A 26,694-nucleotide genomic window follows, 5' to 3' on the forward strand; every position below is an offset into this window, starting at 1 on the left:
GCTCCTTCCCCCCCACCGCCCGCCCGGGACCTGCCGTCGCTGAGCCGGGACGCCCTGGCTGCCGTGCTGACGACGGGGCTCGGCGCGGCGGGGGAGCCACCCGAGGGCCTGGTCGGGGCGCTGCCGACGAGCAGGTCCGTGGCCGGCATCACCGCGGCCAGTGGTGGCGACTGCGGCGACGTCGACCGGTGCCTGCGTGCCAGTCCCCTGACGCTGACGGTCGTCGTCGCGGCGCTCGTCTGTCTGCAGGACCAGTCGACCCGCGAGCTGCCCGTGCCTCGTCTCCTGGCTGGCTACGTGGTGTCCGAACCGAAGCCGGTGCCGGTCAGCCTGGGCCCGACGGCCGTCGGGACGCTCGGGCGGGAGCGCGTGAGCGGGCGGGAACACGCGACGACCGTGCCGGACGGGGTCGGGGGAGCCTGGTCGGTCCGGATCCTGCCGAAGCGGTCCGGTCACCGGCAGGTGGTGCTCGTCGGCCATCTGCGTCCCGAGGGCGGCGCCGCCAAGGACCGGCAGGAACAGGCCGCCGCAACCGCCAGGAGTACCCAGACGGCCGCCGGCACCGTCCTCGACAAGGTCGCCCATGCCCTGGACGACTGACGGTGCCGGCCGGCGGCCCGCGGCGCCGGTACCGGTGCCGACACCGCGGGCCGCGCCGAGGCGCTCGATGATCCAGGTGTGCGGGAAGGGTTAGCGAGATCCGATGGACATCATCGACCAGGTCGTGCTCCGATACGACCGGGAGGCGCGCGGGTTTCGACCGGTGGCGTCGACGTTGCCGGCGGACGACCGGACGGCGGCGACGTCGCGGTTCGTCGCGTTGACGAACGCCTCCTACCGCACGCAGGACCTGACGGCGGGACGGAGCCTGTGCTTCGCGCGGGTACCGGACGACCAGGACGGCCGAAGTATGATCATCTGCCGGGCCCCGGAGACCAGCTCGGGCAGCGTCGCCGCGGCGGCGCACGTGCTCATCGGCCGGCAGCTGACCGCCCAGATCGCGCTGGCGCTGTCCACCTCCTGGTCGCGGTGGATGCTGACCGCCGGTGGGTCGGGGGCGCTCGCCCCCCTGGGCTGGACCGAGCTGGAGGGCGACGTGAAGGCGCGCAACCTCCAGGTGCAGGCCGACTCGCGGGCCCCGGAGCTGGAGGCGGAGCTGACGCGGCTGGTCGACGCGCTGCTGCGGGTCGGTTCCGGGCGGCTGGCGGTGATCGGCTATCGGTCCGACCCGGCCCTGCTGCTGGCGGGGGCGCGGGAGATCCTGGGGGACTTCGGGTCGGACGACTGGACCTTCTCGACGGGCGAGCCCGCGCAGAAGCGGGGGGTTCGGCTGACGTTCATGCTGCGGGGTGGCAACGTCACCTCCGACTCGTACGCCGATCTGGGCGGGTATGACGCGGGCTCGCCCCGGCTGATCTCCGCGGCGGTCCTCGTGCGCGCCTTCATGAACTCGGCCGCCCTGCGGACCTGGGCCGCCGAACGCGCCGAGCTCGGCATCCACGATCTCGACACCCTGTTGGACTGGGCCGGCCGGGGGGCGCCGTCGCCGCGGTCCCCCGAGTTCGCCAGCAGGTCACGTGAGCAGATCACCCAGCAGTGGCTGGCGGCACAGCGCGGCTGGGACAGCGAGCGGCAGACCTGGGACGCCGAGCGGCGAGCGCTGAACGACGAGCTGCTGCGCACCCAGCGGGAGCTGCAGAACCAGGATGTGCAGATGAAGATGAAGACCGCCAACGTCGTCGCCCTGCAGGAGCAGCTGGCCGCGGTGAACGCCAAGGTCGACGAGCTCAGCAACGAGCTCGACATCACGAGGTCGGTGCGCGGAGCCCTGGAGCGACACCTCATCACGAGGGACCAGCGGACTACCGCCTCCACCGCGGAGTTCGGGTCGACGCCGGCGCCCGGGGCCGGCGGCTCGGAAGCGGACGCGCGGTGAGCCCGCGCAGGGGTGGCGGCCGGCCGCCCGGCGCCGCGGGGCGCCCGGGGCGGTTCGCGGCGTGGCGGTCCCCGAGCAGCATCGACAGCCGGATCGGGCTGTGGGGGGCGACGAGCAGCGGGAAGACGACGATGCTCGCCGCGCTGCACACCGCCATGACCCAGCAGGACGGCGGCGACGACGACTGGATCCTCTTCAGCGCGAACGAGGCGACCCGAGCATTCCTGGCCCGGGCGCGGGCGCAGATCGCCCGGCGGGAGTTCCCGGTCCCGTCGCCGCACGAGGCCCGGGAGCTGTCGCTGAGTCTCCTGCGCCCGGACAGCGCCGGCTGGGCCCGGCGGCTGGTGCGCCGTGGAACGCGCCGCCGCGCGCGCCGCGCCGAGTTCCACATCACCCTGATGGACGTCAGCGGCCGGATGTACGCCCCGGCCACGTTCGACGACCAGGACGCAGACGACCGGAAACAGGCCGGCGACCTGTTCCGCGACGAGCCCGAGGCCGGTGACGCCGTCGAGCTCCTCGTCGACCATCTGGCCCGCGCCGACGGCATGGTCTATCTCTTCGATCCGCTGCGCGAGCTGGAGACCCAGGACTCCTACCAGTACCTGGAAAGCATGGTCGAGCGGGTGCTCGCACGGGCGGAGGAACTCGGCCGGCTGCCCGACGGCAAGCTGCCGCACTATCTCGCGGTGTGCATCAACAAGATCGACGACAGGCGCGTGTTCAACGCCGCCTACGACGGCGGTTTCCTGTCCGTCAGCGACAGTGACGAGATGCTGCCCGAGATCACCAGGGAGGACGCCGCGGACCTCTTCCGTCATCTGTGTTCCCGGGAGATGATGGGAGGGGCGGCCGGTAGTGGCCCGTGGGTCCGGGGCAGCATCGAACGGCATTTCCATCCGGGTCGAGTGCGTTATTTCGCCAGCTCGTCCATCGGTTTCTACGTCGGCAGTGGCGGCACCTTCCGCATTCAGGACTTCGCGAACATCGAGGCCGACGACCTGGGACGGCCGAGGATCCGCGGCCGGCTGAATCCGGTCAACGTGCTGGAGCCGTTCCTCTGGCTGGCCGAGTCGATCCGCGCCGCGCCCACGGCGCCCGCGCTCGAGAGCCGGCGAGGTGGCCCCGCCTCCACCGGCGAGGGCGACGGTCAGCCCGGGCACGCCGGCGCGGACGTCGACGACCCCCTGGCCGGAGACGACGCCGGACTGGGCGGGGTCCCCGGGCCCCAGCCGAGGTCCGACGAGGCGGACTGGGACGACAGCCCGTTCCAGACCCGCATCGACGAGATGCCGCCCCCGCCACCTCCGCCGCCCCCGCCGCCGTGGCAACCGAGGTGAGGCGGGTGAGGTGGCTCGGTGAGCCCGTCCGCGCCTGAGGACCCGGCACCCACGGCCGCCGGCGCCGCCCGCACGGGGCTCCCGGCTGGCGCGAGGCTCCCGACCGGCGCGAGGCTCCCGACCGGCATGGGGGCCGCGGGCGCGGGCGTGCCGGCCGGCTGGGCTGTGTATGGCAAGGTCGCCGGCACCGCGGACGACTACTCCGTGCTGCGCTCCAGCGGTGCCTACTTCAGCCGCGCCGACTACGACGGCATCCTGCGCCGCTTCGTCCCGGGCACGCCGCCGCCGCGCCCGCAGCGATCCGAGGCGTCCGGGCTGCCGTGGGCCACGATCAGCTACGCCCCGCTGCGCTCCACCGCGGCCGGCGGCGACGCGGACGCCAGCGTCCTGGGCCTCGCGGTGTGCGACTGGACGGACGTCACCGACGGCGCCGGCCGGCCGGTGGCCGCGACGTCCTACCTGTGTGCGCCGTTCGCCGCGTGTGCGGCCCTGCCCCTGGGCTACGAGGACCTGCACCTCGCCCTGCTCTGGGATCCGGCGGTCGCCGCGGCTCTCGGCCCGGGGGCGATCGGCCCGCGCCTGCCGCTCGCGGACCCGCCGGCCCAGGCCGGGGAGGTGACGCTCGGGTCGCTGCCCGGACTCGGCCCGGCGCACGTCGCACAGGCGCTGGAGGCGGATCCGGCGACGTTCTGGCTCGCGGCCGGAACAGCGGCGCTGCTGTTGTGCCAGCCGGTGGCGCTGCTGGGCGCGCCGGCACTGGAACCGAGCACCCGGATCGCCGAGCGGCTCCGCTTCCTCGACGCGGTCGCGGCGCTGCTGCCGTACGGGCAGCGGGCCCGGCTGGTCGTCAGCACCTGGGCCGACTCCGGCAGCACCCACCGCATCCGGCTCGCCTACACCGACCGCGCCCGGCCCGGGGACGCCGCGGTGACGCTCGCCGGCCCGAACCGGGAGCCGAGTGTGCCGGCGCTGCCCCGCGGGGCGCGCGAGTACCACGCGCTGCTCGTCGAACTCCACGGGAACCGCGGGGTGCCGGTCGAGCGGATCGTCGAGCATCTGTGCGACCCGGCCTATCGGGCGGCGCGTCGCATCGCCGACCCGCGCCACGCCCTGCTCAGCCTCGCCGACCTGCCCGGGCCCACGTACTTCGCCACCCGGTTCGCCGCCCCAGCGCCGCCGAGGATCCGCGACGCGGCGCCGGCCGCGCGCTCCGCCAGGCCCACGGCGGCCGGCGGCAGGGGAGAGGTGCGCGGGACGGTGGCGCGACGCGACGGCACGGCGGCGGAGGTCGTGTCCGAGATCGTCGGCCTTGTCCGGGCGCAGCGGCAGCGGCGTCGGCTACTCGTCGGGGCATCCAGCGCCGAGTCGGACGCGGCGGTGCTCACGGTGCTGGCCGCTCGTACCGACACCGACGCCGTCGCCCTGGAACTGGTCCGGCTCGCCATCGAGGACGACCTGCGCGGTGCCGACGCCGAGCACCTGGGCCTGCCGACCGCGGCGCCGCACACCGTGGGCTGGCTCGGCTGGCTCGGGCGTGCGGACGGCCCCGGCGCGGCCGTGCGGCCCTTCGCCCGGATGATCTCCGGCCCGATCGACCCCGGCGCGCTGTCCGCCCTGGCGGCGCGCGGGCGTGCCCTGCGCGGAGACAGTCGCTACGCGCTGGCGTTCGTCCGGCTCGCCCGGCTTACCGGGCGCCGGCGGTCGCTGGACCAGCCGCTGTGGCAGTGGCTCACCGCCGCGGGGGCGACCGGGACGCTGGCGTCGCCGGAGTGCGCGGTCTGGGCGGAGGAGCTGAGCCGCCCGCCGATCGGCAGCGCCGTGGACGAGGCCCGCCTCGACCTGCTGCGGCTGCTGCTCGGCGCCGGGCCGGCCGAGCCCCTGCGGGCCCGGATGCTCAGCGTGTACTGGATCGACTACCACAACGCGCTGATCGCCGACTACCGCGAGCTGATCTCGCGCTACGAGCGTGACACCCGGCGGCTGACCGTCGCGGCCCTCGTCATGAACGGGCTCGCCGCCTCGCTGGACCGCGCCGGTTGGCCTGACGACGACCGCGCCGTGGATGACACGCTGCGGCTGCTGGCCCGGATGGCGCAGCGGGTGCGGTGGATCCCCCCGGGCCTGCGGGCCACCCTGGCCGTCTACCTGTCGGCCGCGCCGAAGGTGCGACTGCGCCGCTCCGAAGCCGAGCAGTGGATGCGTGACATGCTCGCCCTGTACGCCGCCGGCCCGACCACGCGCGGCGCGCCCTGACGCCGCGCACCGGACCTCACCACAGGTCGGTTCCCTCCTCCACCTGCGGGTCCGGCGCGCCCTGGGGGTCGCCGTACCCCGACCGCCGCGGGTACGGCGGCGAGGATCCGTTTCGCTCTCCTGACCGGTCCGCAGGGCGGTCACGGCCGCCCGGGTGCGGCGCGCCGGGGTGGCCCGGCGCGCTGGGCTGACCGTCCGCGGCCGGCCCCGGCGCGTCCCCATGGCCGCCCGCGCCCGGACGACCCGTTGTTCCCGATCCCCGCGCGGGCGGGCGCGGGGGTGGCGTGCCCTCGTCGTCGCGGCGGCCACGCCGACGTCCCCACCGCGGCTCGTCGGGCACCGGCCCCTGCGGTGGCCAGGTCCGCTGCGCGGTGCCCGTGCCGGAGCCGTTCTGGTCGGCGCCGTTCGCTGCGGCGGCGCGCTGGTGGGGCGGCAGGAGACCCGGCGCCAGGACCTGGTCCTGGCGCAGGTAGTTCACGTCCGTGTCGACGCGCCGCAGCTGCTCGCGCTTCCAGCGGTCGAGCCTGCGCTCGGCGACCTCGACCTGGTCGCGGACGCTGCGGCGGGCCAGCCCCTCCATCGCCTCGTCCCGGATGTCGCGCGCGGCCTGAGCCTCGCGCAGCGTGTCGACCTGGTAGATCATCTGCTCGGCCCGCAGTCGGCGGCTGCGCTGGCGGGAGATCGCCAGGTGCTCCCGTTCCTCGGCTTCCAGGCCCTCCTCGTACTTGCTCCTGCGGCCGAACGACATGAGGAGCTTGAACAGGATCGGCAGGCAGTCGATCGCCGTGATGAACGCGAGCAGCGTGTGGTGCGTGGTGCGCATCGTCGCGTTGTGCTTGGTCAGGTCGCCGAGCGCCTGCATGCGGATCAGCAGGCCGGTGTTGCGGCCGTTCGAGCTGTCGAAGCTGGACTGCAGCCGCCGGCGCTGGTCGAGCAGCGGGTTCAGCTGACGCCGGTCCTCGTCCAGCCGGTCGCTCGCGTCCTGGACCGCCTTCGCCCGCCGGGCGGGAAGGTTCGCCACGGCGGTCGTGCGAGCCGTGTCCAGCTGCCGCTGCAGGGGATCGACGTTGGCCCGCTTGTAGTCGTCGGCCTGCTGGCGCAGGCTGCGCGTGCGGTCGCCCTCGCCGGGGCGGCCCGAGCCGACGCCGCCGCCGCAGTCGGTGCGGCCGGCCGCCTCACAGTTGGCCCGCCCGTTGAGCGCGTTGTACGTCTTCATCGGGTCCCGGTCCGGGCTCAGCGCGGCGCTCAGCCTGAGCACCGTCGCATCATCCTCCGCGGAGATGGAGCTTCCGTCGTTCTGGATGATCTTCTGCTGTGCGCCCACGTCCGCGGAGAGCTGGTTGATCCGTCTGACGATGGGGTTGTTCGGGTCGTTCCAGTCCTGCTGCTGGCTGGTCGCGGCGCTGGCCTGGATCAGCGCCACCTGCTGCATGATCTCCGGCTGGAAGATGCGCAGGACGAACGGCGTCGACACGACGAGACCGATGAGGAACGCCAGGGCGGCCCGGGGCAGCAGCAGCCACAGGTTGCCCCGCCCCGCGGTGGCCAGCAGCCAGCGGTCGAAGGACATGATGGCGGTGCCCCACAGCAACCCGGCGACGACACAGGCCACGATCGGCAGATCCAGCGCCATGTGCAGGGCGAAACCGCCGGACACCGCCGCCATGGCCGACGTGATGAACACCGAACTGCCAAGACCCACGTACTTGGGCCGGTCCGCCGGGAAACGGTCCAGGATCTCGAGGTTCGCCGTGGACAGCCACAGCATCAACCGCCCCATGACCGTGAACGGCGCCCTGATGAACCGGGCGCCCGCCCCGGCCACCGAACGCGGCGCCATCCCTGTCTCGTCCATGTTCGAGCCCCCGTCTCCCGCGATCAGGATACCCCGGACGGGGTGCCGGAACATCGCCGCCGCGTCGCGCGGGCCGCCCGCCTGGTGCGCTATTCACCGGGCCGCTCCCGCCCTTTCTGGGAAGCAAGCTGCGGACGGCCTGGATGGCAACCGCGACGACCTGCGGAAATAGCCATTTCAACGGCTGTGGAGGTGGCGGATGGGGGGGCGTCGGGCCGGCCGCGGTGGCGGTGCGGGCACCCTACCCGAACATCCGCCGCTCTGGACGCGGAACCTCGCCGTGCTAACCTTCCGGGCAGGGGGGAACAATGTGCGCCAGCATGCTGCTCGAGATCGCGGCGACACCGGAGGAAACCGCATCTCTCCGGGACAGGATGATGCGGAATCGGCACTCCGGTGCGCCGGAATCGGCGACTCCGGGCGAGAGCGCCGCGGAGCCCGCGGTGAACCGTGAGGGGGTTTCCGCGCGGGATCTGTGGGAGATTCTGACGTCCTCGGCGGTCCGTTGTGGCGGTGTTGTCTCCGGGATATCCGCGCAACCCGGCAGGTCGATTGTCACGGTGCGGCTCGACCTTCTCGCCTCGGCCGACGCGGACGCGCTGGAAGCCGATGTCTGCGCGGTGCTCGGGCTGCGGCGGGACGGCATTCGCTGGGACCGCCGGACGCGGGGCGCCGCCGGGCCCGGCAGCGTGTGCCTGCGGTGCGGAGGCGTCGACGACGATCATCTGGACGGCTGCGATGCCACGCGGAAATGACGCCGCCGGCGGGCGGCCGCGGTGACCGCTGCCGGTGACCGGCCGCGGCCCGCGGTGCGCCTGGGACGCGACCGGTGGAGCCCACCGGCTCCGGTCGGATACCTCGACAGCGTCCAGGCGCTGGGCGGGCTCGCCGCACCCCTGCTGGCGGGCGCCAGCTTCACCCTCGCGGCCCTGCTCCTGCCGGCGACCGCCGGCGGTGCCGGCGTCACCCCGGGCGCCGCGCCCGGGTCCCGGCTCTGCCGGTGGCCCGACATCACCCTGTTCTGTTTCATCGGGTCAGGGCTGGCGCAGGTCGCCACCGTCCAGGCGACGGTCTGGTGCCGCCGGCTGACCGCCACGCCCGCGGAGTTCATGACCTGGTACCCGGACGAGGTCCACGACGGCCGGCCCAGCCGCTGGCTGCGCAACGTGCAGGCCAGCCATCAGCGGCAGGCGTTGCGCTGGGCCGATCGGGCGCGGCTGTGGTACCACGCCGGGATTCTGCTGCTGCTCGCCGGCCTGGTCGCCGTGTCGGTGCCGCCGTGGCGGATCGGCGCCGAGCGCGGGGCCGTGGTCGCCCTGACGGTGCTCGGGCTGCTGGGGGAGCTGGCCTGGCTGGTCGTCGCGACGTTCCGTAGTCGGACCCGGCGGCGGCAGGGGCTGATCCACGGGGTGGGAGTGCTGTGCGGTCCGGTGCTGGCGGTGGCGGTCGCGGCCACCCCCTCCGGCACCTGGGGCACGTCCGGCGCCTTACGCGGCCTGGGTGCCGCCGGCGTGCTGGTCGTGGGGGTCGGCGTCCTGGCGGTGGCGGTGGAGATCGTCGTGCTGGTGAGCCGCCTGCTCACGTGGGGCTGGTTCGGCGTCCCGGTCAGCGGTGTCGGGCCGGGCTGGGCACGGGTGGCGACGCATGTCGTGGCCATCGTCGGGATCGCCGCCGCCGTCACCCTCGCACTGGCGGGCACGCGCCCCTGGCTGACGGCGGTGTCGGTGGCGGCGGTCGTTCCCGCGTTTGCGCTGGAGATGATCTGCGGCTGGCAGGTCTATGGTGCGGAACGGCATTCACGCGGCACCTGACGGTGCGATGACGTCGGGCGTGAGAACAGGAGACGGGGGCATGTTCGTGGGCGGTGGCGACGGGCCGGATGTCGGCCAGCCGGGCGGCGAGCGGCGGGATACAGCGGGTCCGGAGACCGGCTCACCTGATATCGGCCGGCCGCGCATCCTGCCCTATTCCTGGATCATCGGACAGGACGATGCCAGGACCGCGCTGGAACTCTCGTTCATCGAGCCGCGTATCGGCGGCGTGCTGATCAGTGGTCAGCGCGGGACGGCCAAGTCCACCGTCGCCCGGTCGTTCAACCTCATGACGACCGGGAACCTTCCCGTCACACTTCCCATCAACGCGACCGACGACCGGATCGTCGGGACCCTGGACGTCCCCGCGCTGCTCGAGGGCAGATGGGCGGAACGCGAAAGCCTGCTGGAGGAAGCCGGCTCGCGCAAGGTGCTGTACGTCGACGAGGTCAACCTGCTGGACGACCACATCGTGAACCTGCTTCTCGATGTCGTCTCCACCGGTCAGCTCGTCGTCGCCCACGCCGCCACGGAACGGCGGGTCGAGGTCTCCTTTCAGCTCGTCGGCACGATGAATCCGGAGGAGGGCAGCCTGCGTCCGCAGCTGTTGGACCGATTCGGACTGCTCGTGGAAATGGTCACCGAGACCGACATCGACGTGCGAGCCCTGATCCTGGAGCGGGTGCTGGAGTTCGACCAGGTGTGCCGCACGGGCCCGACAAAGGCCTACCGACTGGCGCTGCGCGCCGACCGCCGACGCAAGGATCAGCTCAAGGGCGCCCGCGTGATGATCACGGACGGCGCGGTGGTGCTGCCGGACGCCGTGCGGGTCCAGTGCGCGCGCGTCGCGGCGGCGATCGGAGCGGTCGGCCACCGCGGCGACGTCACCCTCGCCCGCGCGGCCCTGGCGTTCGCCGCGCGGCGCGGCGCGGACGTCGCCACGGCGGAGGACATCAGGGCGGTCGCGCGGTTCGTCCTGCCGCATCGCCGGGGCGCCATCTCCCGCGGCGGCTCGGCGACCTGGAGCGAGGCCGACGACGCCACGGTGTCCAAGGCCCTCGGTGACGATGGCTGAGCGCGGGTCGGCCCGGCTCGACGCCCTGGTGGAATGCATGGCCCTGCACCCGGAACTACGCGGTCTGCTTCTGCTCGACGCCGAGCCTGACGGCGGCGAGGAACGTCTCGCGCTGGTCATCCGGCGGCTGGCCGGGGCGCTGAAGGCCGTGACCGGCCGCCCGGTCCGGGAGATCCGGCTCGGCGCCGGCACCTCCGACGACGACCTGTGGGCCGGGCTGCGGCTGCGGCCGGACCCGGCCGGGCGCGGCGTGCTCCTGGAGCACGTGCCGCGGCCGCTGCTCGAACAGCCGGTGGCGGGCGCGCCGATCGCCCCGATCCCGCTGGTGGCCGTCGCGGACCTCACCATCGTGAGCGTCCCCGCCGCCCGCGCGATCGTGACCATCGCCGCCGCCCCCGTCGCGGCGATGGAACGCGACGGCTTCTCCTGCCGGTGGGAGCCCACCGGGGCCTGGGTGGCGGTCTGCGACCCCACGAGGATCGGGAGCGTCAGCCCTCACCTGCTCGACCGCTTCCCGCTGCGCGCGCCGATCGCCAGCCTGGTCGCCTCCGCCTCCGCGTCCGTCTCCGTCGCTGGCTCCGATGCCTCGTCCGAGGTCCCCTCCACCGCCGCGGCCGACGCCGACCCGGGCGCCGCGCCCACCCCTGGGGATGCCGAGCGCGCCGAGGAGGGCCGGCGGTGGCCGGCCATCACCCGCTCGCTGCTCGTCGAGCTCGCCCAGCGGAGCCCGTCTGGTCCGGAGGGGCATCGTCGGCCCGTCGCGCTGGCGCGCCTCGCGGTCGCGTGCGCGCGTCGCCGCGGCGCCGACCAGGTCGAATGGGAGGACGCCGCGACGGCGTTCGGCCTGCTCGGCGTGCCGTGGTCGCACGCGGGCACCGACGCGGCCGAGGACCCGGGTGACGCGCAGGGCGCGTCCGTGTCCGGGCGCGTCACCGAGCCCACTGCGACGTCCACCTCCGGCCAGAGCGGCCAGAGCGGCCTGGCGACGCCGTCGGAGCACGCTCCCACCGCCCCCGACGCCACGCTCGTCCGGGATGAGTCCGGCCTCGGGCTGCCGGTCGAGCACGGCGGCCCCGCGGAACTGACGCATCAGGTGCTCCTGCCGACCGACCAGCGGGAGGCGGCGGCACTCGCGGCGGTGTACCCCGAGGACGACTCCGAGCCGCTGCGGGAGGCCGAGCCGCTGCGGCTGCTGTGGGCCGCCTCCCACAACCTGCGTCAGCTGCGCGGGCAGATCGTCGGCACGAGGGCCGCGACGGACCTGCGGGACATCGCGGTCGTCCCCAGCCTGCTGCGCGCGGCCGCCCGGCGCGCCGCCCGCCGGCCCCGGAGCCTGGCGCCGGACGGCCCGCTGCTGATCGACCGAGGTGATCTGCGCGCCTACCGGCGGATGCCGGTACCGGAACAGATACTGGTGCTGCTGCTCGACCACACCGCCCGGCCGGGCGCGTCGTGGGTTCCCGTGCTGTCGGGCTACCTGGAGTGGGCGTACGTCCAGCGGGCGCGGATGGCGGTCATCGAGGTCGGCGTGGCGGACGGGCCGGGGGCCGTACCCCAGCTGCACGCCGAGCGGTTCCTGGCGCGCGGCATCCTCGACCCCAGGATCTCCTCGGCGCTGGCCGCGCCCGCCGGCACGGCCAGCCCGCTGGCCCACGGCCTGGACCTCGCCCACCTGACGGTGCTCCACGCCCTGCGGCACGGCAACACGCTGGTCCGGGAGGCGTACCTCGTCATCGCGACCGACGGCCGGGGGAACGTCCCGCTCGCTGACAGCCGGCTCGGCGAGCTGCGGCCCGCGGTGGGGGACGCCGGGGTGCGCGACGCGCTCGAGGCCGCCTCGCGGCTGCGCGGACTGCGCCGGCTGGTCGTGCACGTCGTCGACCTCGGCGGCCCGCCCTACGCGGACCTGCCCCGGCGCCTCGCCAGCGCGAGCGGCGCCGCACCGCCCGCGACCCCGCGCCCATGAGTGACCTGGCCAGCGTCCTGCGAGGGGCACGACGCATCGCGCGGGGCCGGTCCGGTCCCCGGCTTCTGCCGACGTTCCCCGGGAGTCCGTCCGCCCCGGCACCGCAGTCCGCCGCCCCGGAGCCGGCCTGGGAGCAGCCGCCGGCACCGGAGCCGACGCCAGTACCCGCGCTCGCACCGGGACCGGCGACCGCGGTGGGACGAGCGTCGCTGGACGACTCTCACTGCCTGCCGGCGAGATTCGTCACGATCAAGGTGCACCAGGACAGCCCGACCGGATTCCGTATCGAGGGGTTCGAGGGCGGGGCCAGGACCTTCGGGGGCCAGCCCTCGGACGGGGCCGTGGTCGCCGGCTACGATCCCAGGAGGCTACGGCTCCGGGTCGAGGACCTGCAGGAGCGATACTCCGCGATACAACCCGTGGAGTTCATCGAGGACTTCAACATGTGGTCGCTCGGGAACCGGCGCAACGCGCTGCGGAGGTGGCTGAACGATCTGCGACTGCGCCATTCCGACCTCCACGTCATCATCGAGGACGGCACGAATCTCGCGATTCCGTGGGAGGCGTTCCGCCTTCAGCAGCCACCCGATCACGGTGATCTCCCGTGTGCCGGCTGGCTTGGCGCGGTCCTGCCCGTCACCCGGTGGACCCCGTGGTTCGGCGAGTATGTGGGCCCGTCGGACCTCGACCAGACGATCGCCTGCGAGGGCGGTGCGATCGGATACTTCGAGCGGGGTCTGGATTCCGGCGGAGCGGACCTGGCGAGCCTCGGTGACTTCCTCGCGGGGACACCCCACGTGGACGAGAACGCCTTCGTCGCTGCTCTTGGCGAACCCGTCCCGCCTGGCGAGAAGCGACCCGCCATGGTCTATGTCGGCGCGCACAGCGAAGCCGGGGATGATCGCGCCAGGACTTCCGTCGGGCCGTTCCGGCTCAAGACCATGATGCTCTATCAGGACCTGCCCCGCATCAGCGGCGGCCAGACCATCGTCTTCGTCAACGCCTGCAACTCGGCGGAGATGTTCACCGTCGGTCACTTCGGGGACGACTCGCTCTACGGGCTGCCGGACTTCTTTCTCCGCATGGGTGCCGTCGGAATGATAGGTACCACGTCGGCGATCGGCGTCGAGACGGCGCCGCTCGTTCTCGCGGAAATCCTCCGGGCGGCGGCCGACGACCCGCAGGCACCGATCCCGCAGCTGCTGAGCCGCCTGCGCGCCCAGGCGGACCTGGCACTCGGCCCGCCGCCGTACACGAACAGGGATATCGAGCTGGCCTGGCGCTGGATCGACACGTTCAACTACGTCTACTACGGCCACCCGCTCGCGACGCTGCGACTCGTCAGTCAACGGGTGCCGTGACATGACGGACGCCCCGGGACCCGACCCGGCGGCACCGACGGCGCTCACGATCGAGCCGGTCGTCAGCTGGCCGCACGAGGTGCGCGCGGGCGGGCTGTACCAGCTGACCGTCGACGTGCGGCCCGCCGCGGACGCGGGCGCCTGGCCCTTTCCGCGGGAGGAGGTGACGGTGCATCTGCAGCTTTTCTGCCCGCCCGGGATCGTTCCGACGCTCATGACCGAGCCCGCGGTGGTGCTCCACCGTTTCGGCGGTACCTACGGGCCCGCCCGCTACGTGCTGGCGGTGGACGATGCCGTTCGCAGTGGTTCCCTTCAGCTGGTGCTCAGTAATCGGGCGGGTGTTCCCTTCCACGTGGCCGGCCTCGCGTTCCGCGCCGTGCCGCAGGTGCGACCCGAACCGGAGGCGCCGGCCCCGCGGGAGCCACCGGTCACCACGGTGCATGTGACACGGACTGTGGCGGGGGATCCAGGGCTTCCCGCGGCGCCGGCCCACGGCACCGATGACCTCTCCGGTCGGCAGGACATCTCCCCGCACGAGGACGTCCACGCGGACGACCGCCCTCATCTCGAGACGCTGGGTTTCTGCCGGCCGGATGGGTCGCGGGTGGTGTGGGAGGTGGAGATGATGCCCGGCCCGGCGGTGCGGACGCGGAACTTCCGGACCCGGTACGGCCGTTACCAGAACTTTCCGCTGGCGATTCGGTATGCGGTCGGCGGGGAGAGCGCGGAATTCGCGCTGGAGAACGCGGTCGGGGCGGGGCTGCGGATGTTGCGGTTCTTCGACGCGGATCGGCGGTGGCCGTGGGAGGGGAATCCGCAGCGATATCCGTGGGAGCTCTCGCGGCTGGTGGGGTACGACGTGGAATGTGATGTCCCTTTCGCGATCACGGTGGAGTTCGGGATGCCGCTGGCGGGGTTGCGGTCCTCGGGGACGGCTGGGTCACTGTCGTCGCCGGATGATCTGCGGGCCTTCACCGTGGGACTCGCGCGTGGGCTGGCGGTGCTGGATCGGCTCGGCGTCGTCCATCGCCAGATACGGGAGAACACCGTGCACTGGGATGCGCGGAGCCGGGTGGTGCAGATCAATCGGTTCGAGTACGCGCGCCGGGGGAGCGCGCGCTGCGGGACTGGGAGGCGCCGGAGCAGATCACCGGTGGTGGTCTCGTCGATCCGCGGGATGACGTGTTCAGCGCGGGCTGCGCGATTCTCGGCGTGACGGCGCGCGGGCTGTGCATCGGCCCGGACGGGATTCCCGACGCGTCCGCGAGCGGAGTCCCCTGGCTGGTGCATCTCCTCGACGGTGTGTTCGGCCCCGTCGCCACCCGCCCGGACGCCGCGGAGCTGCTGCGCCGGCTGGGCCACGACGACGTGCTGACCGACCTGCCCCGCCCGGAGCACGACGGTCTCGCCGAGGGGCACGCCGCCTACGACCACCTGATGGCCCTGAAGGACCCGCGTCGGATTCCGCCAGCCCGGCAGGTCCCGTCTCCGACCGCGCCTGCCCCCGATACGGCGCCGTAGCCGGCCAGGCCAGCTCGCCGCCGTATCCGTACCCGTGGCGGAACGCAGGAAGATTCTTCTACGGCTGGATCCCGCCGTGCACGATGCGTTGGCACGCTGGGCCGGTGACGAGTTGCGCAGCACGAACGCCCAGATCGAGTTCCTGCTCCGGGACGCACTGAGGTCCGCCGGGCGCATGCCGGCGGACGCCGGTCTGCTGCCGCGACGCGGCCGCCCCCCGGTCGGCGACGGCGGATCGCGACGAGATCGATTCTGTCCCGCCCGACGAGACAGAAGGATGACTCACCTCGTTCGGGTGTCGAGGAGCCTTGAGGCCAATCCGGTGGTGTGGTTGTTGGGGAATGGTTTGGTGAATCGCGTCAACCTGTCTGCTCCGTCTCCGCTCTAGAAGAAGTGGAAACAGTGGAACAGGAGCTGGGGCGACCGGGGCGTGCTGCCGCGATGGCCGGCTCCCAGCGGAACTGGAGGCGTTCATGACGCATGGTACGGACGGCATCATCCGCATTCCACCGGGGTGCTCTGGCGCGGAGCGTGCCGTGTATCAGGGGTCTGACCTGGGGGAATCGACTCGGCCTCGGCGACGTTTGGTCACCCGTCGCCTGCCCCGCGCCCTGGCCAGGCTGACCGCGCTGGCCCTGACCGGGATGGTCGGCGTGGCGCTGGCCGGCCCGGCGTCGGCGGCCGCCTCGACGACGGCGGCGGATGGCGGCGCGCGGCGGGCTCCGAGCGTCGACGGGGTGTCGGTCGGCTGGTTGCCCGGCGGCGTCAGCCTCACCAACGTGCAGCAGTCCACCCGGATCGGCAGCCCGGTCATCGTCGGCACGTTCCAGGGCGGCGACACGACCGTCCAGCTGACCGTCCAGCGGAGCACGCCTGACGCGACGCCCGCCCAGGTGGCCGCCGCCTACGCGCAGTACTACCCGGCCTCCCGGCTTGGCCGTATCACGCTGCGGGGCACCGAGGCCGTCACGTTGCGTCCCGAGGGCTCGACCCAGTTCAACGAGCTGACCTGGGTCGAGGGTCGCCCGGCGGTCGTGCTCACGGTGGCCGGGTACCGGGACGGGAAGGGCGGCGCCCCGACGAGCCTGTTCCCCGAGGCCGACCTGCTGCACATCGCCACGTCGCTCTCCGTCGGGCCGGCGCCGAAGCCGACGGCCTGGCAGACGCTGTCGCAGCGGCTGATCCGGGCCGCCTTCCCGGCCGGGCTGGACGCCACCAGCGCGCCGCCACGGGTGCCGCTGGCCCACGTGGAGAACGGCCAGCGCCTGGTCAGCCTGCTGGAGAAGTTCCGCGCCACCTACCCGGGCCTGGCGGCGAAGGTCACGGTGAACCAGGTGTATGTCTGGTCGAACGACCATGCCTCGGTCACGTTCACCATCGCCTATTCCTACCAGGGCCAGTCCGGTTCGATCGGCACCGCTGGCAAGGCGGTTTTCACCCAGGGCGCGTGGAAGGTCTCGGAGGCGACCTACCGCAGCGTGCTGGCGCTGGCAGGACAGCTCGGAAACCAGCCGGCATAGAGCCGGCACGCTGTTCGCACAACCAGCCGGCTCGGTCCGCGCGGTCAGTCGACCATCGACATGGCGCGCCCCGCGAAGCGGCGGCTCACCTCACCGTGAGCCGCCGCTTCGTCGACGTGTACGCAGGGGAGTACGGGCGGCGCGGGCCTATTGATGGGGGCATACGTCACACGTGACGTCCTACGAGGCGTTCGAGGATTTCGTCACCGCTTCGGCCGACCGGCTCATGCGGACGGCCTTTCTGCTCACCGGCAACCGGCACGCGGCCGAGGATCTGCTGCAGGGCGCACTGGAACGCACCTACGAGCAGTGGGACAGCAAGAAGATCCTCGCTCCGGAGGCCTACGTCCGGCGGGCGATGGTGAACGCGTCCCTGCGGAGCTGGCGGTCACGCCGCTTTCGGGAGGAGCCGCTGGAGGCGTCGGCCGACCGGGCCAGCGCGGACGACGGCCCCGACCTGGCGCTGCGGGACCAGGTGCTCCGGGCGCTGCGGGAGCTCCCGCAACGGCAACGCGCCGTGGTCGTTCTGCGTTACTTCGACGATCTGCCGGAGGCGACGGTGGCCGACATTCTCGGCTGCAGCGTCGGGTCGGTGAAGACCCACGCGTCGCGGGCTCTCGCCCGACTTCGGCTGAGTGAGCATCTGGGGGACGTCCGCATGCGAAGTGACAGGGGGCGTTGATGTCCGACGACGCCGGCAGGGGTCCCACATCGCATTGCGGCGTACCGGCGGATGGTCGTCTCGCGGCGAGCTCCGGAGCCGGTTCCGCGATGCCCGCCGGCGAGGCGGCCTTCGAAGAGGTGCTGCGTGACCTGTTGGACCGTTCCAGCCGGCAGATCACCGCACCCGCGGATCTGACCGCCAGAGTGCATGCCGCGGCGCCGGCGCGCCGTCGAGTGCGACGGCCGTATCGGACGTGTCGAGGCACTCTTGAACAGAGAGCGTGGCGGGAGCGGCGGCCCAGGAGGGCGGTGGTCGCGGCGGCGCTGGCCACGTGCCTGCTGGTACTCGGTGGCCTGATCGTCGACAGGTACGTGGGGACCGTGGGCGGGCTGAGTGTCGTCACCCCGGCGGGCAGCGGTGCGTTCTCCCGGCCCGACCCCGCCGCGACACCACCGGTAGGCGTCGCGCCCGCCCCCGGAACCGTCTACGCGCCGGTCACCCCTCCGCCGGTCACCCCTCCGACGGCCACCGCGACGCCGGACCCGGCCACCGCTGGCGCGATCAGAGCGGCGTTCGAGGGAGCGTTCGACGGCGACGCCGATCCCGACGACGGTCTCACCCACGTCCAGGACGGCGCGAGGTACCGCGCCATTACGCAGCGGTTCCTCGCACGCTATCCGGGCACCGTCGGCACCCTCACCGTGAGGGTCACCAGCATCGCCATGCTCAACGCGTACAGCGCCAGGGTCGATCTGGTCTTCACTCATCGAGACCCTGCCCTCGGCGGCCGCTGGGGCTACACGATCAACGAGCCGGGTCATGCTGTCCGTGAGGATGGCTGCTGGCTGGTCAGCGCGCAGACCTATTCGTTCCTCGTCGGCACCGCCTGAGCGGCGGCGCGGCGAGGCAATCGTGGATTCCTCGCTCTATGACGACGTCGGCGGTGTGGACGGGCTGCGCCTCCTGCCGGCGGCGTTCTACCAGCGGGTGCTCGCGGACGAGCTGCTCGCCCCCGTCTTCGCCGACTTCACGCCCGCCCACCTCGATCACGTGGCCGTCTGGCTGGCCGAGGTCCTCGGCGGACCCGGGGACTTCACCGCCCGCCTCGGCGGGCACCAGGCGCTGCTGCGCTTCCCAGGACCCCGTCGGCGCCGACCTGGGCGGTCCGGGCCCCACGCCACGCTGGGGATACCAGGGCCTGGTCCACTGACCGTCGGCACCGTGGAGCGGGCGGCGTCGGCCCCCGTCCGAGGCGATGTGACGCCCGGAAGTCCGGGCCGGTGGCACGTGGCCGCCGGCCCGGACAGCGAACGTCAGTGCTGGGGCATGCGCTGCCAGCTGAACGGGCCGAACGCGTTGGCGCTCGCCGGCGCGTTCACGCTGGGCTTCACCGTCAGCCTGAGCCATTCGAGCGGGAACGTGCTGCCGTGCACGACGATCCGGTGGAAGTTCGCCACGTCGTATCCGGGATGTGCGGAGGACTCGTTCGCGCAGGCGACCTCGCCGGCCGCGGACTCGGTGACGCACGGAGCGGTCGGCGAGAGCGGGTTGTCCGACCGGTAGGTGTGTGAGTCACCGTTGAACATCAGCACCGGCTTGCCGAACGCGGTCGTGTGTGACGCGATGCTGGCGACCAGCGGCTCGTAGTTGGTGAGGTGCGCCGGGCTCTTGCCGTCGACGTCCCACATGTCGGCCTGCGAGATGATGGCGATCGAGGTGTCGCCGTTCTGGCGGGCCTGCGTGAACGCGTGGTCGAGCCACCGCAGGTCGGCGCCGGTGCGCTCCGCGGTCTCCTGCGTCTGCGCGGAGCTCGCCGTCGGCGCGCCGTACCAGACGTCGGCGTCGTTGTTCGATCCTCCGGGCACGTTCAGCGTGACGAACAGCGTGCCCTTCCGCTCGAAGATGACGTTCTCGACGTACTGCGCGTCCGACGGGTGCGCCGGGTCGTATTCCTTGGCCTGCGACTGGACGTGCAGCTTGCCGCTGCCGAGGGTCTCGCCGGCCGTCGGGAAGAACAGCGAGCGGACGAGCGCGAGGTTCGCGACCGGGTCGCCGCCGGCGTAGTCGACCGGCTGGCCGGTGGCCGGGTCGATCACATACTTGATCTTGTCGGTGGCCGGGTCGTAGGTGCCGCCGCCCTCGGCGGCCTTGTGGCAGTCGGTCCATTCGTTGTCGCCCGGGGTGTAGACCAGCGGCACCTGGAACTGCTGCCAGAGCGTCGCGATCGACTGGTCGTACTGGGCGGTGCAGTACTGCTTGCCCGAGTGGATGTCCCCGACGTGCACGGCCACGCTGACGGCCGGGTCGGAGTTGATCGAGTTGATGAACGACGGCGTGGCCTTGAACTCGGCATCGTCCGTCGGCGTGGTGCCGTACGGCGCATCGCCGTACACGGCGAGAGTGAACGCACCGGCGTCGGCCGGCGCGGCGGCCGAGGCGGGAAGTGCGGCGAATGCCGCCAGGGCGGCGGCGGCCCCCACGGCAAGCAGCGATCTACGCATCTGCAGGTCAGGTCCCCTCTGTCCGACCCCCGTCGGACCTAGCGGAGGAACGTAGTGCCCAAACCGCACCCCAGAGGGGGCCTCAACCTGTCCGCCAGTTGTACGAAAACACAACCGCTCAGCTCAGCGGCCTGATCGGGGCGTGCCAGGCCGGCACGCGAGCCGGTCGCCGGCTATGGCCAGGACGGGGTCGGTGGCGTGCTGTGGTGGGAGTGGTCTCGGTCACGCGTCCGCGTGGCAGCAGACCTCCAGTTCCATGCCGTCCGGGTCACGGAAGAACAGGGACCACTCGGAGCCGAGGCGCTGGATCTCGCCGAGGTCGGCGCCCAGGTCGCGTAGCCGGTCCCGGGTCGCCTCCAGGGTCGCGAGAGAGTCGACGGCCAGGCCGTAGTGGTCGATCGGCCCCCGCCCGCCCGGGCGGCGCCGGTCCCAGGCGCCGTCCTCGGCCGCCGTCTCGAACACGTTGAGCGCCGCGCCTCCGCCGAGGTCGATGATCGTCATGCGGGGGTGGTCGTCCCGAGAGGCCATCTCGAACGTGATCGTCGCGCCGAAGGCCTCGACGTAGAACGTGATGAGCCGGTCCAGATCGGCCGTGATCGTGGCCACGTGGTTGAAGCCCGTCGTGATTGGCATTGCTCCCTCTCCCTGCCCGCCTACCGGCTGCCCGCCAGCCAGCCGTCCCAACCCGGCCGAAGCCTGCACCGAGCCGGCCGCGCTCGCGGGAAGCCGCTGCTGAGCCGCACGCTAGGACCTCAAGCCCAGTTCATGTCAACGGGATGGCCGGCGCGGCGCGGGGATAGCCGAGGAAGGCCTGCCGCAGATCCACCTGGTCGACGGCCGTCGGGCCGCTGAACCGTTTGACCAGCCGCGCGCGTCCGTCGGTGTCGCGGCCATGCACCCTCCCCAGCCGGATGATCTACTGCTGGGCGAACCGTAGAGGAGGAAGGATGTGAAGAGCGTGTGGATCCCGCCGTGGCGGGCCGCTGGCCGCGGCCGCCACCGGCGCGTGCGGATCCTTCGTGGCGGCCGCGTACTCTCGGGCCGATAGCAGGAGGCGAGACGGGGGCCTCCGCGATCGCGGGAGGCGCGCCGCGTGCCGCCGACACGTACTCCGCGCACCGAGCCCGCGCCGCTCGACCCGCCACGTCGACGTCCGCGCGCAGCTTTCCGCGGCCGCGAATCGCCCACCAGGAAGGCCGACACGCCCGTGCAACATCTCATCGCCGCTCATGGGGTCCTCGCGGTGTTCGCGTTGATGGCCCTCGAGTCGGCCTGTATCCCGATCCCCTCTGAAGTGATCATGCTGATCGGTGGTGCGCTGGCCGCCGGGGCGATCGGGGGCGCGCACCCGAACCTCGTCCTGGTCATCGTCGCCGGCGTGGTCGGCAACGTGGTGGGCAGCTACGCCGCCTGGGCGGTCGGCCGCTACGGCGGTCCGGCGGCGATTCGCCGCTTCGGTCGCTACGTCTTCCTGCGTGAGCACGATCTGGTGCGGGCGGAGCGGTGGTTCGAGCGGCGCGGCGCGGTCTCCGTGCTGGTCGGTCGGCTCCTGCCGGTCGTCCGGACCTTCATCTCCCTGCCGGCCGGCATCGCGGCGATGCCGCCGCTGCGCTTCGGGGTCTACACGACGATGGGCTGCATCCCGTGGACGGCCGCCCTGGGCATCGCCGGTTACGCCGTGGGCGACAACTGGGAGAAGATCGCCAACGGGTTCCACGGCCCCACCTACATCATCGTGGGGATCGTCGCCGTCATCCTGATCGTCCTCGCCGCTCGGCGCGTCAGAAGCCGCCGTACGGCCATCGCCGACGACCCCGCCCAGGACCGGATCGCCTGATCTACTCCGTCCGGCCGCCCGATGACGGCTGGCCGGGGTCCGCCGGGAGGGTCACGCCTCGGCTCCTGCCGCGGTCCCGGCGATCTGACCGGCGGCGAGCAGGGTGTCCAGCTTGGCGTAGCCCTGGTCCACGCCGACCTCCATCCCGCTGTGCAGGAAGGCGTCCCGGCCCTCGAAGCTGTCGCACAGCGACTGGGCGTGCAGCCGGGTGCGACCGTCGCCGAGGTCCTCGAAGGTGAGCGTCTCCAGCGCGACCGCGTCCGGCTCGCCCTCCCAGGTGAAGGTCTGCACGATCCGGTCCGGCCGGACCTCGTGGAAGCAGCCGTGGAAGCCGAACTCCAGGTCGTCCCGGGCGGCGACGTAGCGCCAGCTGCCCCCGGTGCGGGCGTCCCAGCGGTCCAGGGTGGTCGTCATCCCGTCCGGGCCTACCCAGCGGGCGAACAGCTCCGGGTCGGTGTGCGCCCGGAACAGCTGGGCGGGGGTGGCCGCGAAGTCCCGGGTGATGTGGATGATCGGGACCCTCGGGTCCGCCTCGATCGCCGCGGTCGCCGCGGTCGTCGTCGTGTCGTTCATGCCGTCTCCTCTCGCGCCGGGCGGTGCCCGGCCTCCTCGTCGTTCATCTCCGCCAGCACGGCATCCAGCCGCTTGTAGCGGGCCTCGGCCCGCTGCCGGTAGCGCTCGATCCACTTCGTCATCAGGTCGAAGACCTCCGCCTCCAGGTGCACCGAGCTGCGGTGCCCCTGCGCGCCGCGGCTGACCAGGCCGGCCTGCTCCAGCACCTTCACGTGCTTGGAGATGGCCTGCACGCTCACCCGGTACGGCGCCGCCAACTGCCCCACGGTGGCGTCGCCGTCGGTCAGCCGCGCCACCAGGTCGCGCCTGGTCGGGTCGGCCAGGGCCGCGAACAACTGCGACAGCGGGTCGCTCACCTTGACCTCCAGTTCTCAACCGCTTGGTTGATAACGTAGGTCGCCCGCGGGTAGATGTCAACCGATTGGTTGAGGATGACGTGCCGTAATCGGCTTGTAATTTCTCGCTTATCTGGTGTGCATGGCGGCTGGTGACCATCGACGGATGGTTGGCCTTGAGTTCCGGCTCCTCGGCCGCGTCGAGGTCTACCGGGACGGGCGGCCGGTGGATGTCGGCGGGCCCAAGCAGCGTGCCGTCCTCGCCTCCCTGCTGCTGCGGGGCGGCAGAGTGGTGTCGGTCGGGCAGCTCATCGACGATCTGTGGGCGGATCGTCCGCCGGCACGGGCGGCGGCCACGGTGCAGGTCTTCGTCTCTCAGCTGCGCCGGGCGCTCGAACCGGAGCGCTCACGCGGCGAGGCGGCGACCGTCCTGGTGACGGCGTCGCCCGGGTACCTGCTCGACGTCGAACCGCCCGCCGTGGACGCGCACGCGTTCATCGACCTGGTCGAACGCGGCCGGCGGGCGCTCGGCGGGGGAGACCCCGAACGGGCGGCGCGGCTGCTGCTGCGCGCCGAGGGAATGCTGCGCGGACCGGTGCTGGCCGATGTTCCGGCGACCCCGTTCGTCAACGCCGAGGCGGCCCGTCTGACGGAACTGCACCTGGGCGCGGTCGAGGACCGCATCGACGCCGAGCTCGCCCTGGGCCGGCACGCCGCCCTGGTCGCCGAGCTGGAGCAGGGGGTGCGACGGCATCCGCTGCGCGAACGGCTGCGGGCACAGCTGATGCTCGGGCTGTACCGGTGCGGACGGCAGGTGGACGCGCTGGCCGCCTACCGCGAGACCCGCCGGCTGCTGCACGGCGAGCTGGGCATCGAGCCGGGCGCGCGGCTGCGCGAGTTGGAACAGGCGGTGCTGCGGCAGGACCCTGCCCTCGCCTGGCAACGGCCGACGCCGACACCGTCGCGACCTGCCATGGCCGCCGGGACGGGTACGACGGGCGCTACGCCGGACCGCGACCCGCCAGCCGCGCGGGTGCTGCCCGCCGCCGAGACGGCGACCGCGGAGCGGTTGGGCAGGGTGCTCGTGGTCGATGACACCGGCATCAACCGCACGCTGCTGGCGACCGCGGTCACCAAGCTCGGATATGAGGCGGAGACCGCGCAGGACGGCCACCGGGCCCTGGAGATGCTGCGGGCGGCGCAGGACGGCCCGCGTGGGTTCGACATCGTGCTGCTGGACCTGCTCATGCCGGTGCTGGACGGGTACGCGACGCTCGCCGGGATCAAGGCGGACCCGCGCCTGGCCGACATCTCGGTGATCATGGTGTCGGCGGTGCCGGAGCTGGAGAGCGTGGTGCGCTGCATCGAACTGGGCGCGGTCGACTATCTGCCCAAGCCGTACAGCTCGACGATGCTCCGGGCCCGGCTGCGCGCGTCACTGCGGGCCAGACGGTCGGTCGTCGAGCGGGAGAGCGCGCTGCGCAGCGAGATCGCCACGCTGCGCGCGGAGGTCGCGCGGGCCCGCTCCGGCTCCGGACTCGACCGTCCGTGACGGGCCGGCCGTCTGTGCAGGGGCGGCCGATGTCGCTGCGCGGTCTGGTCCGCAGCGGGGTCGGTATCGGCGCCGTCCTGCTGGCCGCGATGTTGCTGGTCAGCCTGAAGGCCGAGAGCAGCACGCGGGGCGCGGCCGGGGCCGAGGCGCGACGGTCGCAGTCGTTGCGCCTGGCCTACGAGCTGCGGCAGACCTCCGACGACCTGACCCGGATGGCACGGACCTACGTGGTCACCGGCGAGGTCCGCTACCGCGGCTGGTTCCAGGAGATCCTGGCGATCCGCGACGGCACGGCGCCACGGCCCCGCGGCTACGACAACATCTACTGGGACGTCGTCACCGACACCGGCCGGCGGCCCACACCGTCCGGCCCGCCGGTCGCCTTCGCCACCCTGGCCGCCCGCGCCGGTTTCACCGATCGGGAACTGGACCTGCTCGGCACGGCGAAGGCGCGCTCGGACGCCCTCGCCGGCGTCGAGCAGCGAGCCTTCGCGCTGGCCGCGGCGGGCGGCACGGCGAACCGCCAGCGCGCGACGGACATGCTCTTCGACGCGTCCTACCTGCGGACCAAGGACGAGATCATGCAACCGATCGGGCAGGTGCTGACGCTCGTCGACACCCGCACGGCGCGGGAGACGGCCTCGGCCACCGACCAGGCACGGGCCTGGTCCGCGGGCGCGATCGGGGCGGCGCTGCTGCTCCTCGCGGGAATGGCGGTGTTCGCCGTGGTGACCCGCCGGGCGGTGCTGCGCCCGGTCGCCGAACTCGACGCCGCGACGGCCCGGATCGCCGCGGGGGCGGGCGACGTCCGGGCGCGCGTCGCCGGCGTCGACGAGCTGCGATCGCTGGCCCGGCGGTTCAACGAGATGACCGAGCGGGTCCAGGGCCGCTCCGCCGAGCTGCGGCTCCTGCACCGGGTCGCCGACGCGGCGCACCGTGCCACCGACCTCGCCACCGCCGCCGCCGACGTCGTCGACCTGATCCGCGCCCACACCGGCTGGCCCGTCGGCCGCACCTACCACCGCCACGGCGACCGCCTGGTAGCCCTGACGACCACCGCTGACCTCCGCGAGGACGTGACTCCGTCCGACCCGTCCTCGCCGGGGCCGGCGAGTCTGCCGGGCCGGGTGCTGGCGAGCGGGGAGGCCGTCTGGCTGCCTGATCTTTCCATCGAGCAGGGGACGATGCGCGGGCCGGGGGCCGGGATCGCCGTTCCGGTGCGGACCGGCCGAAGCGCGGACACACGCGAGCCCGAGGACGCGCAGGTGCGTGGGTCCGGCGGCGCCGACGTGGTCGCCGTGTTGGAGTTCCTCACCGTCGATCCGGTCGACCCGGACGAGGCCCTGCTGGCGCTCCTGTCGGATGTGGCCGGGCAGCTCGGCCAGGTCGCCGACCGGGTCCACACCGCCGACGCGCTGCGCGCCGCCGCGTCAGCCGCCCAGACCGCGAGCGAGGCCAAGAGCGCGTTCCTCGCCACCATGAGCCACGAGATCCGGACCCCGATGAACGCGGTCATCGGCATGTCGGGGCTGCTCCTGGACGGCCGTCTGGACGCCGCCGACCAGCGACATCTCACCGAGGTCGTGCACGACAGCGCCCACTCTCTGCTCCTGCTGATCAACGACATCCTCGACTTCTCCAAGATCGAGGCCGGCCATCTCCGCCTGGAGCGGGTCCCGTTCCACGTCGCCGAATGTGTCGAGGCCGCCCTCGACCTCGTCTCGGCCGACGCCGGCGCGAAGGACCTCGACCTCGTCTGCGCCGTCGAACCCGGCACGCCGCCAGCCATGGTCGGCGACCCGACGCGGATCCGGCAGATCCTGCTCAACCTGCTGAGCAACGCGGTGAAGTTCACTGAACGAGGCGAGATCACCGTCACCGTCGGCACATCGCCGTCCGGCACGGCCCCAGGTGCGGGCACCGGTCCAGGCACGGCCACGGCCATGGGCACGGACGCGCGGGCGGGCATGGGTCGGGGCGCCGGGGAGGGTACCCGCGAGTGGCGATTCACGGTGCGCGACACCGGTATCGGCATCCCGCCCGAACACCTGGAATCGATCTTCGACTCGTTCACGCAGGTCGACGCGTCCACCTCGCGGCGCCACGGCGGCACCGGCCTCGGCCTGGCCATCTGCCGCCGGCTGACCGCTCTCATGGGCGGCACGATCACCGCCGCCTCCCGACCCGGAGTCGGCACCACCATGACCGTCATCGTGCCGTCGCCGTCGGCCGCGTCGTCGACGGTGGCTCGGCGGGATCCTGTACCGGCCGACACCTCCGCTCTGGCCGGCGGGGAGGCGTTGCTGATGACTCCCGACTCCCGGACGCGCGCCCTGGTCGGGGAGTGGCTCGTCGGGTCATGGCGGATGCGGATCACGAACACGACGTCGATCGAGACCGTCCTGCGCTGGCTGCGCGCCGGCCGCCGCTACGACACGGTGATCCTCGACCATCGCCCCCCACACCTGGACGGCCTGACGCTGGCCTCGACCCTGCGCGACGATCCCGCCGGCACGCACGTGCCGATCGTGCTGCTGACCTCCTTCGCCCGCCTCCCCGGCCCTGACGCCCCGCCCGGCCTCACCGTCGTGACC

General features: G+C 72.9%; 23 protein-coding genes and 1 pseudogene. 18 read left to right on the top strand and 6 right to left on the bottom strand.

The annotated features are described in order from the left end of the window. From C1A33_RS35455 to C1A33_RS31575, 4 genes are all read left to right on the top strand, one after another. The coding region (locus C1A33_RS35455; RefSeq protein WP_165818669.1) for a hypothetical protein at nt 1-600 on the top strand (600 nt) is incomplete at its 5' end. Between the two features lie 103 nt (nt 601-703). Then, the gene (locus C1A33_RS31565; RefSeq protein WP_101836030.1) at nt 704-1,936 is read left to right on the top strand and encodes a hypothetical protein; all 1,233 of its coding nucleotides are present in this window, start codon (nt 704-706) and stop codon (nt 1,934-1,936) included. Next, a complete protein-coding gene (locus C1A33_RS31570; protein WP_101836032.1) occupies nt 1,933-3,276 on the top strand; it encodes a hypothetical protein in 1,344 nt (447 codons plus the stop codon). The genes C1A33_RS31565 and C1A33_RS31570 overlap by 4 nt, the downstream gene beginning before the upstream one ends. A gap of 126 nt (nt 3,277-3,402) precedes the next feature. Next, entirely contained in the window at nt 3,403-5,529 is a 2,127-nt protein-coding gene (locus C1A33_RS31575; protein ID WP_101836034.1) for a hypothetical protein, read from the top strand. Between the two features lie 16 nt (nt 5,530-5,545). Here the strand turns inward: C1A33_RS31575 and C1A33_RS31580 are convergent, their stop codons facing one another. Next, nucleotides 5,546-7,369 (bottom strand): DUF4407 domain-containing protein, encoded by a 1,824-nt coding sequence (locus C1A33_RS31580; RefSeq protein ID WP_165818671.1) that lies wholly within the window; start codon nt 7,367-7,369, stop codon nt 5,546-5,548. Nucleotides 7,370-7,704: 335 nt separating this feature from the next. Here C1A33_RS31580 and C1A33_RS34430 point away from each other — a divergent pair, with 335 nt between their 5' ends. The 11 genes and pseudogenes from C1A33_RS34430 to C1A33_RS38480 all read left to right on the top strand — a co-directional run. Continuing rightward, nucleotides 7,705-8,139, top strand: coding sequence for a hypothetical protein (locus C1A33_RS34430; protein WP_133150898.1), 435 nt, complete (start codon nt 7,705-7,707; stop codon nt 8,137-8,139). Nucleotides 8,140-8,160: 21 nt separating this feature from the next. After that, nucleotides 8,161-9,195, top strand: coding sequence for a hypothetical protein (locus C1A33_RS31590; RefSeq protein WP_101836040.1), 1,035 nt, complete (start codon nt 8,161-8,163; stop codon nt 9,193-9,195). A 40-nt stretch (nt 9,196-9,235) separates the two neighbouring features. Further along, nucleotides 9,236-10,270 carry an AAA family ATPase gene (locus C1A33_RS31595; RefSeq protein ID WP_101836042.1) on the top strand — a complete coding sequence of 345 codons (1,035 nt, stop codon included), beginning with the start codon at nt 9,236-9,238 and terminating at the stop codon, nt 10,268-10,270. Then, a complete protein-coding gene (locus C1A33_RS31600) occupies nt 10,263-12,236 on the top strand; it encodes a hypothetical protein (protein WP_101836043.1) in 1,974 nt (657 codons plus the stop codon). The genes C1A33_RS31595 and C1A33_RS31600 overlap by 8 nt, the downstream gene beginning before the upstream one ends. Before the next feature lie 194 nt (nt 12,237-12,430). Next, on the top strand, nt 12,431-13,597 hold the full coding sequence (locus C1A33_RS31605; protein WP_101836045.1) for a hypothetical protein: 1,167 nt from the start codon (nt 12,431-12,433) through the stop codon (nt 13,595-13,597). Nucleotide 13,598: 1 nt separating this feature from the next. Further along, the gene (locus tag C1A33_RS31610; protein WP_101836047.1) at nt 13,599-14,813 is read left to right on the top strand and encodes a hypothetical protein; all 1,215 of its coding nucleotides are present in this window, start codon (nt 13,599-13,601) and stop codon (nt 14,811-14,813) included. Then, on the top strand, nt 14,810-15,118 hold the full coding sequence (locus tag C1A33_RS31615) for a hypothetical protein (protein ID WP_133150899.1): 309 nt from the start codon (nt 14,810-14,812) through the stop codon (nt 15,116-15,118). Before C1A33_RS31610 ends, C1A33_RS31615 begins: the two co-directional genes overlap by 4 nt. 584 nt (nt 15,119-15,702) lie before the next feature. Next, entirely contained in the window at nt 15,703-16,638 is a 936-nt protein-coding gene (locus tag C1A33_RS31625) for an MTB12 C-terminal domain-containing protein (RefSeq protein WP_243408132.1), read from the top strand. A gap of 172 nt (nt 16,639-16,810) precedes the next feature. Further along, entirely contained in the window at nt 16,811-17,320 is a 510-nt protein-coding gene (locus C1A33_RS31630; RefSeq protein WP_279354732.1) for a SigE family RNA polymerase sigma factor, read from the top strand. Between the two features lie 290 nt (nt 17,321-17,610). Next, nucleotides 17,611-18,192: an MTB12 C-terminal domain-containing protein gene (locus tag C1A33_RS31635; protein ID WP_207770588.1), complete on the top strand. Its 582-nt coding sequence runs from the start codon at nt 17,611-17,613 to the stop codon at nt 18,190-18,192. After that, a pseudogene (locus C1A33_RS38480) lies at nt 18,137-18,352 on the top strand (hypothetical protein); the annotation flags it as partial. The gene C1A33_RS31635 and the pseudogene C1A33_RS38480, both read left to right, overlap by 56 nt. Nucleotides 18,353-18,615: 263 nt before the next feature. Here C1A33_RS38480 and C1A33_RS31645 read toward each other — a convergent pair. The 3 genes from C1A33_RS31645 to C1A33_RS37650 form a co-directional block, all read right to left on the bottom strand. Beyond that, a complete protein-coding gene (locus C1A33_RS31645) occupies nt 18,616-19,803 on the bottom strand; it encodes a hypothetical protein (protein ID WP_101836053.1) in 1,188 nt (395 codons plus the stop codon). A gap of 222 nt (nt 19,804-20,025) precedes the next feature. Next, nucleotides 20,026-20,436 carry a VOC family protein gene (locus C1A33_RS31650; RefSeq protein ID WP_101836055.1) on the bottom strand — a complete coding sequence of 137 codons (411 nt, stop codon included), beginning with the start codon at nt 20,434-20,436 and terminating at the stop codon, nt 20,026-20,028. A gap of 130 nt (nt 20,437-20,566) precedes the next feature. Beyond that, nucleotides 20,567-20,701 (bottom strand): hypothetical protein, encoded by a 135-nt coding sequence (locus C1A33_RS37650; RefSeq protein WP_279354733.1) that lies wholly within the window; start codon nt 20,699-20,701, stop codon nt 20,567-20,569. 309 nt (nt 20,702-21,010) lie between these two features. Here C1A33_RS37650 and C1A33_RS31655 point away from each other — a divergent pair, with 309 nt between their 5' ends. Beyond that, nucleotides 21,011-21,640 carry a DedA family protein gene (locus C1A33_RS31655; RefSeq protein ID WP_101836057.1) on the top strand — a complete coding sequence of 210 codons (630 nt, stop codon included), beginning with the start codon at nt 21,011-21,013 and terminating at the stop codon, nt 21,638-21,640. A gap of 51 nt (nt 21,641-21,691) precedes the next feature. On the opposite strand, the gene C1A33_RS31660 is transcribed toward C1A33_RS31655, so the two are convergent. Both C1A33_RS31660 and C1A33_RS31665 read right to left on the bottom strand, forming a co-directional pair. Beyond that, on the bottom strand, nt 21,692-22,213 hold the full coding sequence (locus C1A33_RS31660; protein WP_101836059.1) for an SRPBCC family protein: 522 nt from the start codon (nt 22,211-22,213) through the stop codon (nt 21,692-21,694). Further along, the gene (locus tag C1A33_RS31665; RefSeq protein ID WP_101836061.1) at nt 22,210-22,569 is read right to left on the bottom strand and encodes an ArsR/SmtB family transcription factor; all 360 of its coding nucleotides are present in this window, start codon (nt 22,567-22,569) and stop codon (nt 22,210-22,212) included. Before C1A33_RS31665 ends, C1A33_RS31660 begins: the two co-directional genes overlap by 4 nt. Before the next feature lie 145 nt (nt 22,570-22,714). On the opposite strand from C1A33_RS31665, the gene C1A33_RS31670 reads away from it, so the two are divergent. Then, on the top strand, nt 22,715-24,100 hold the full coding sequence (locus C1A33_RS31670) for a BTAD domain-containing putative transcriptional regulator (RefSeq protein ID WP_101836063.1): 1,386 nt from the start codon (nt 22,715-22,717) through the stop codon (nt 24,098-24,100). A gap of 29 nt (nt 24,101-24,129) precedes the next feature. Further along, on the top strand, nt 24,130-26,694 hold a 2,565-nt coding region (locus tag C1A33_RS31675; RefSeq protein WP_115538039.1), incomplete at its 3' end, for a hybrid sensor histidine kinase/response regulator.

This window comes from Frankia canadensis, from assembly GCF_900197875.1.
In the GTDB taxonomy this organism is placed as follows: Bacteria; Actinomycetota; Actinomycetes; order Frankiales; family Frankiaceae; genus Frankia; species Frankia canadensis.

What these genes read in the sequence shown, in the direction of transcription:
- C1A33_RS31580 (WP_165818671.1), bottom strand. Translation starts at nt 7,369, where the DNA reads ATGGCGCCGCGTTCGGTGGCCGGGGCGGGCGCCCGGTTCATCAGGGCG.
- C1A33_RS31565 (WP_101836030.1), top strand. Translation starts at nt 704, where the DNA reads ATGGACATCATCGACCAGGTCGTGCTCCGATACGACCGGGAGGCGCGC.
- C1A33_RS31600 (WP_101836043.1), top strand. Translation starts at nt 10,263, where the DNA reads ATGGCTGAGCGCGGGTCGGCCCGGCTCGACGCCCTGGTGGAATGCATG.
- C1A33_RS31660 (WP_101836059.1), bottom strand. Translation starts at nt 22,213, where the DNA reads ATGAACGACACGACGACGACCGCGGCGACCGCGGCGATCGAGGCGGAC.
- C1A33_RS31670 (WP_101836063.1), top strand. Translation starts at nt 22,715, where the DNA reads ATGGTTGGCCTTGAGTTCCGGCTCCTCGGCCGCGTCGAGGTCTACCGG.
- C1A33_RS31595 (WP_101836042.1), top strand. Translation starts at nt 9,236, where the DNA reads ATGTTCGTGGGCGGTGGCGACGGGCCGGATGTCGGCCAGCCGGGCGGC.
- C1A33_RS34430 (WP_133150898.1), top strand. Translation starts at nt 7,705, where the DNA reads ATGCTGCTCGAGATCGCGGCGACACCGGAGGAAACCGCATCTCTCCGG.
- C1A33_RS31650 (WP_101836055.1), bottom strand. Translation starts at nt 20,436, where the DNA reads ATGCCAATCACGACGGGCTTCAACCACGTGGCCACGATCACGGCCGAT.
- C1A33_RS31645 (WP_101836053.1), bottom strand. Translation starts at nt 19,803, where the DNA reads ATGCGTAGATCGCTGCTTGCCGTGGGGGCCGCCGCCGCCCTGGCGGCA.
- C1A33_RS31575 (WP_101836034.1), top strand. Translation starts at nt 3,403, where the DNA reads ATGGGGGCCGCGGGCGCGGGCGTGCCGGCCGGCTGGGCTGTGTATGGC.
- C1A33_RS31610 (WP_101836047.1), top strand. Translation starts at nt 13,599, where the DNA reads ATGACGGACGCCCCGGGACCCGACCCGGCGGCACCGACGGCGCTCACG.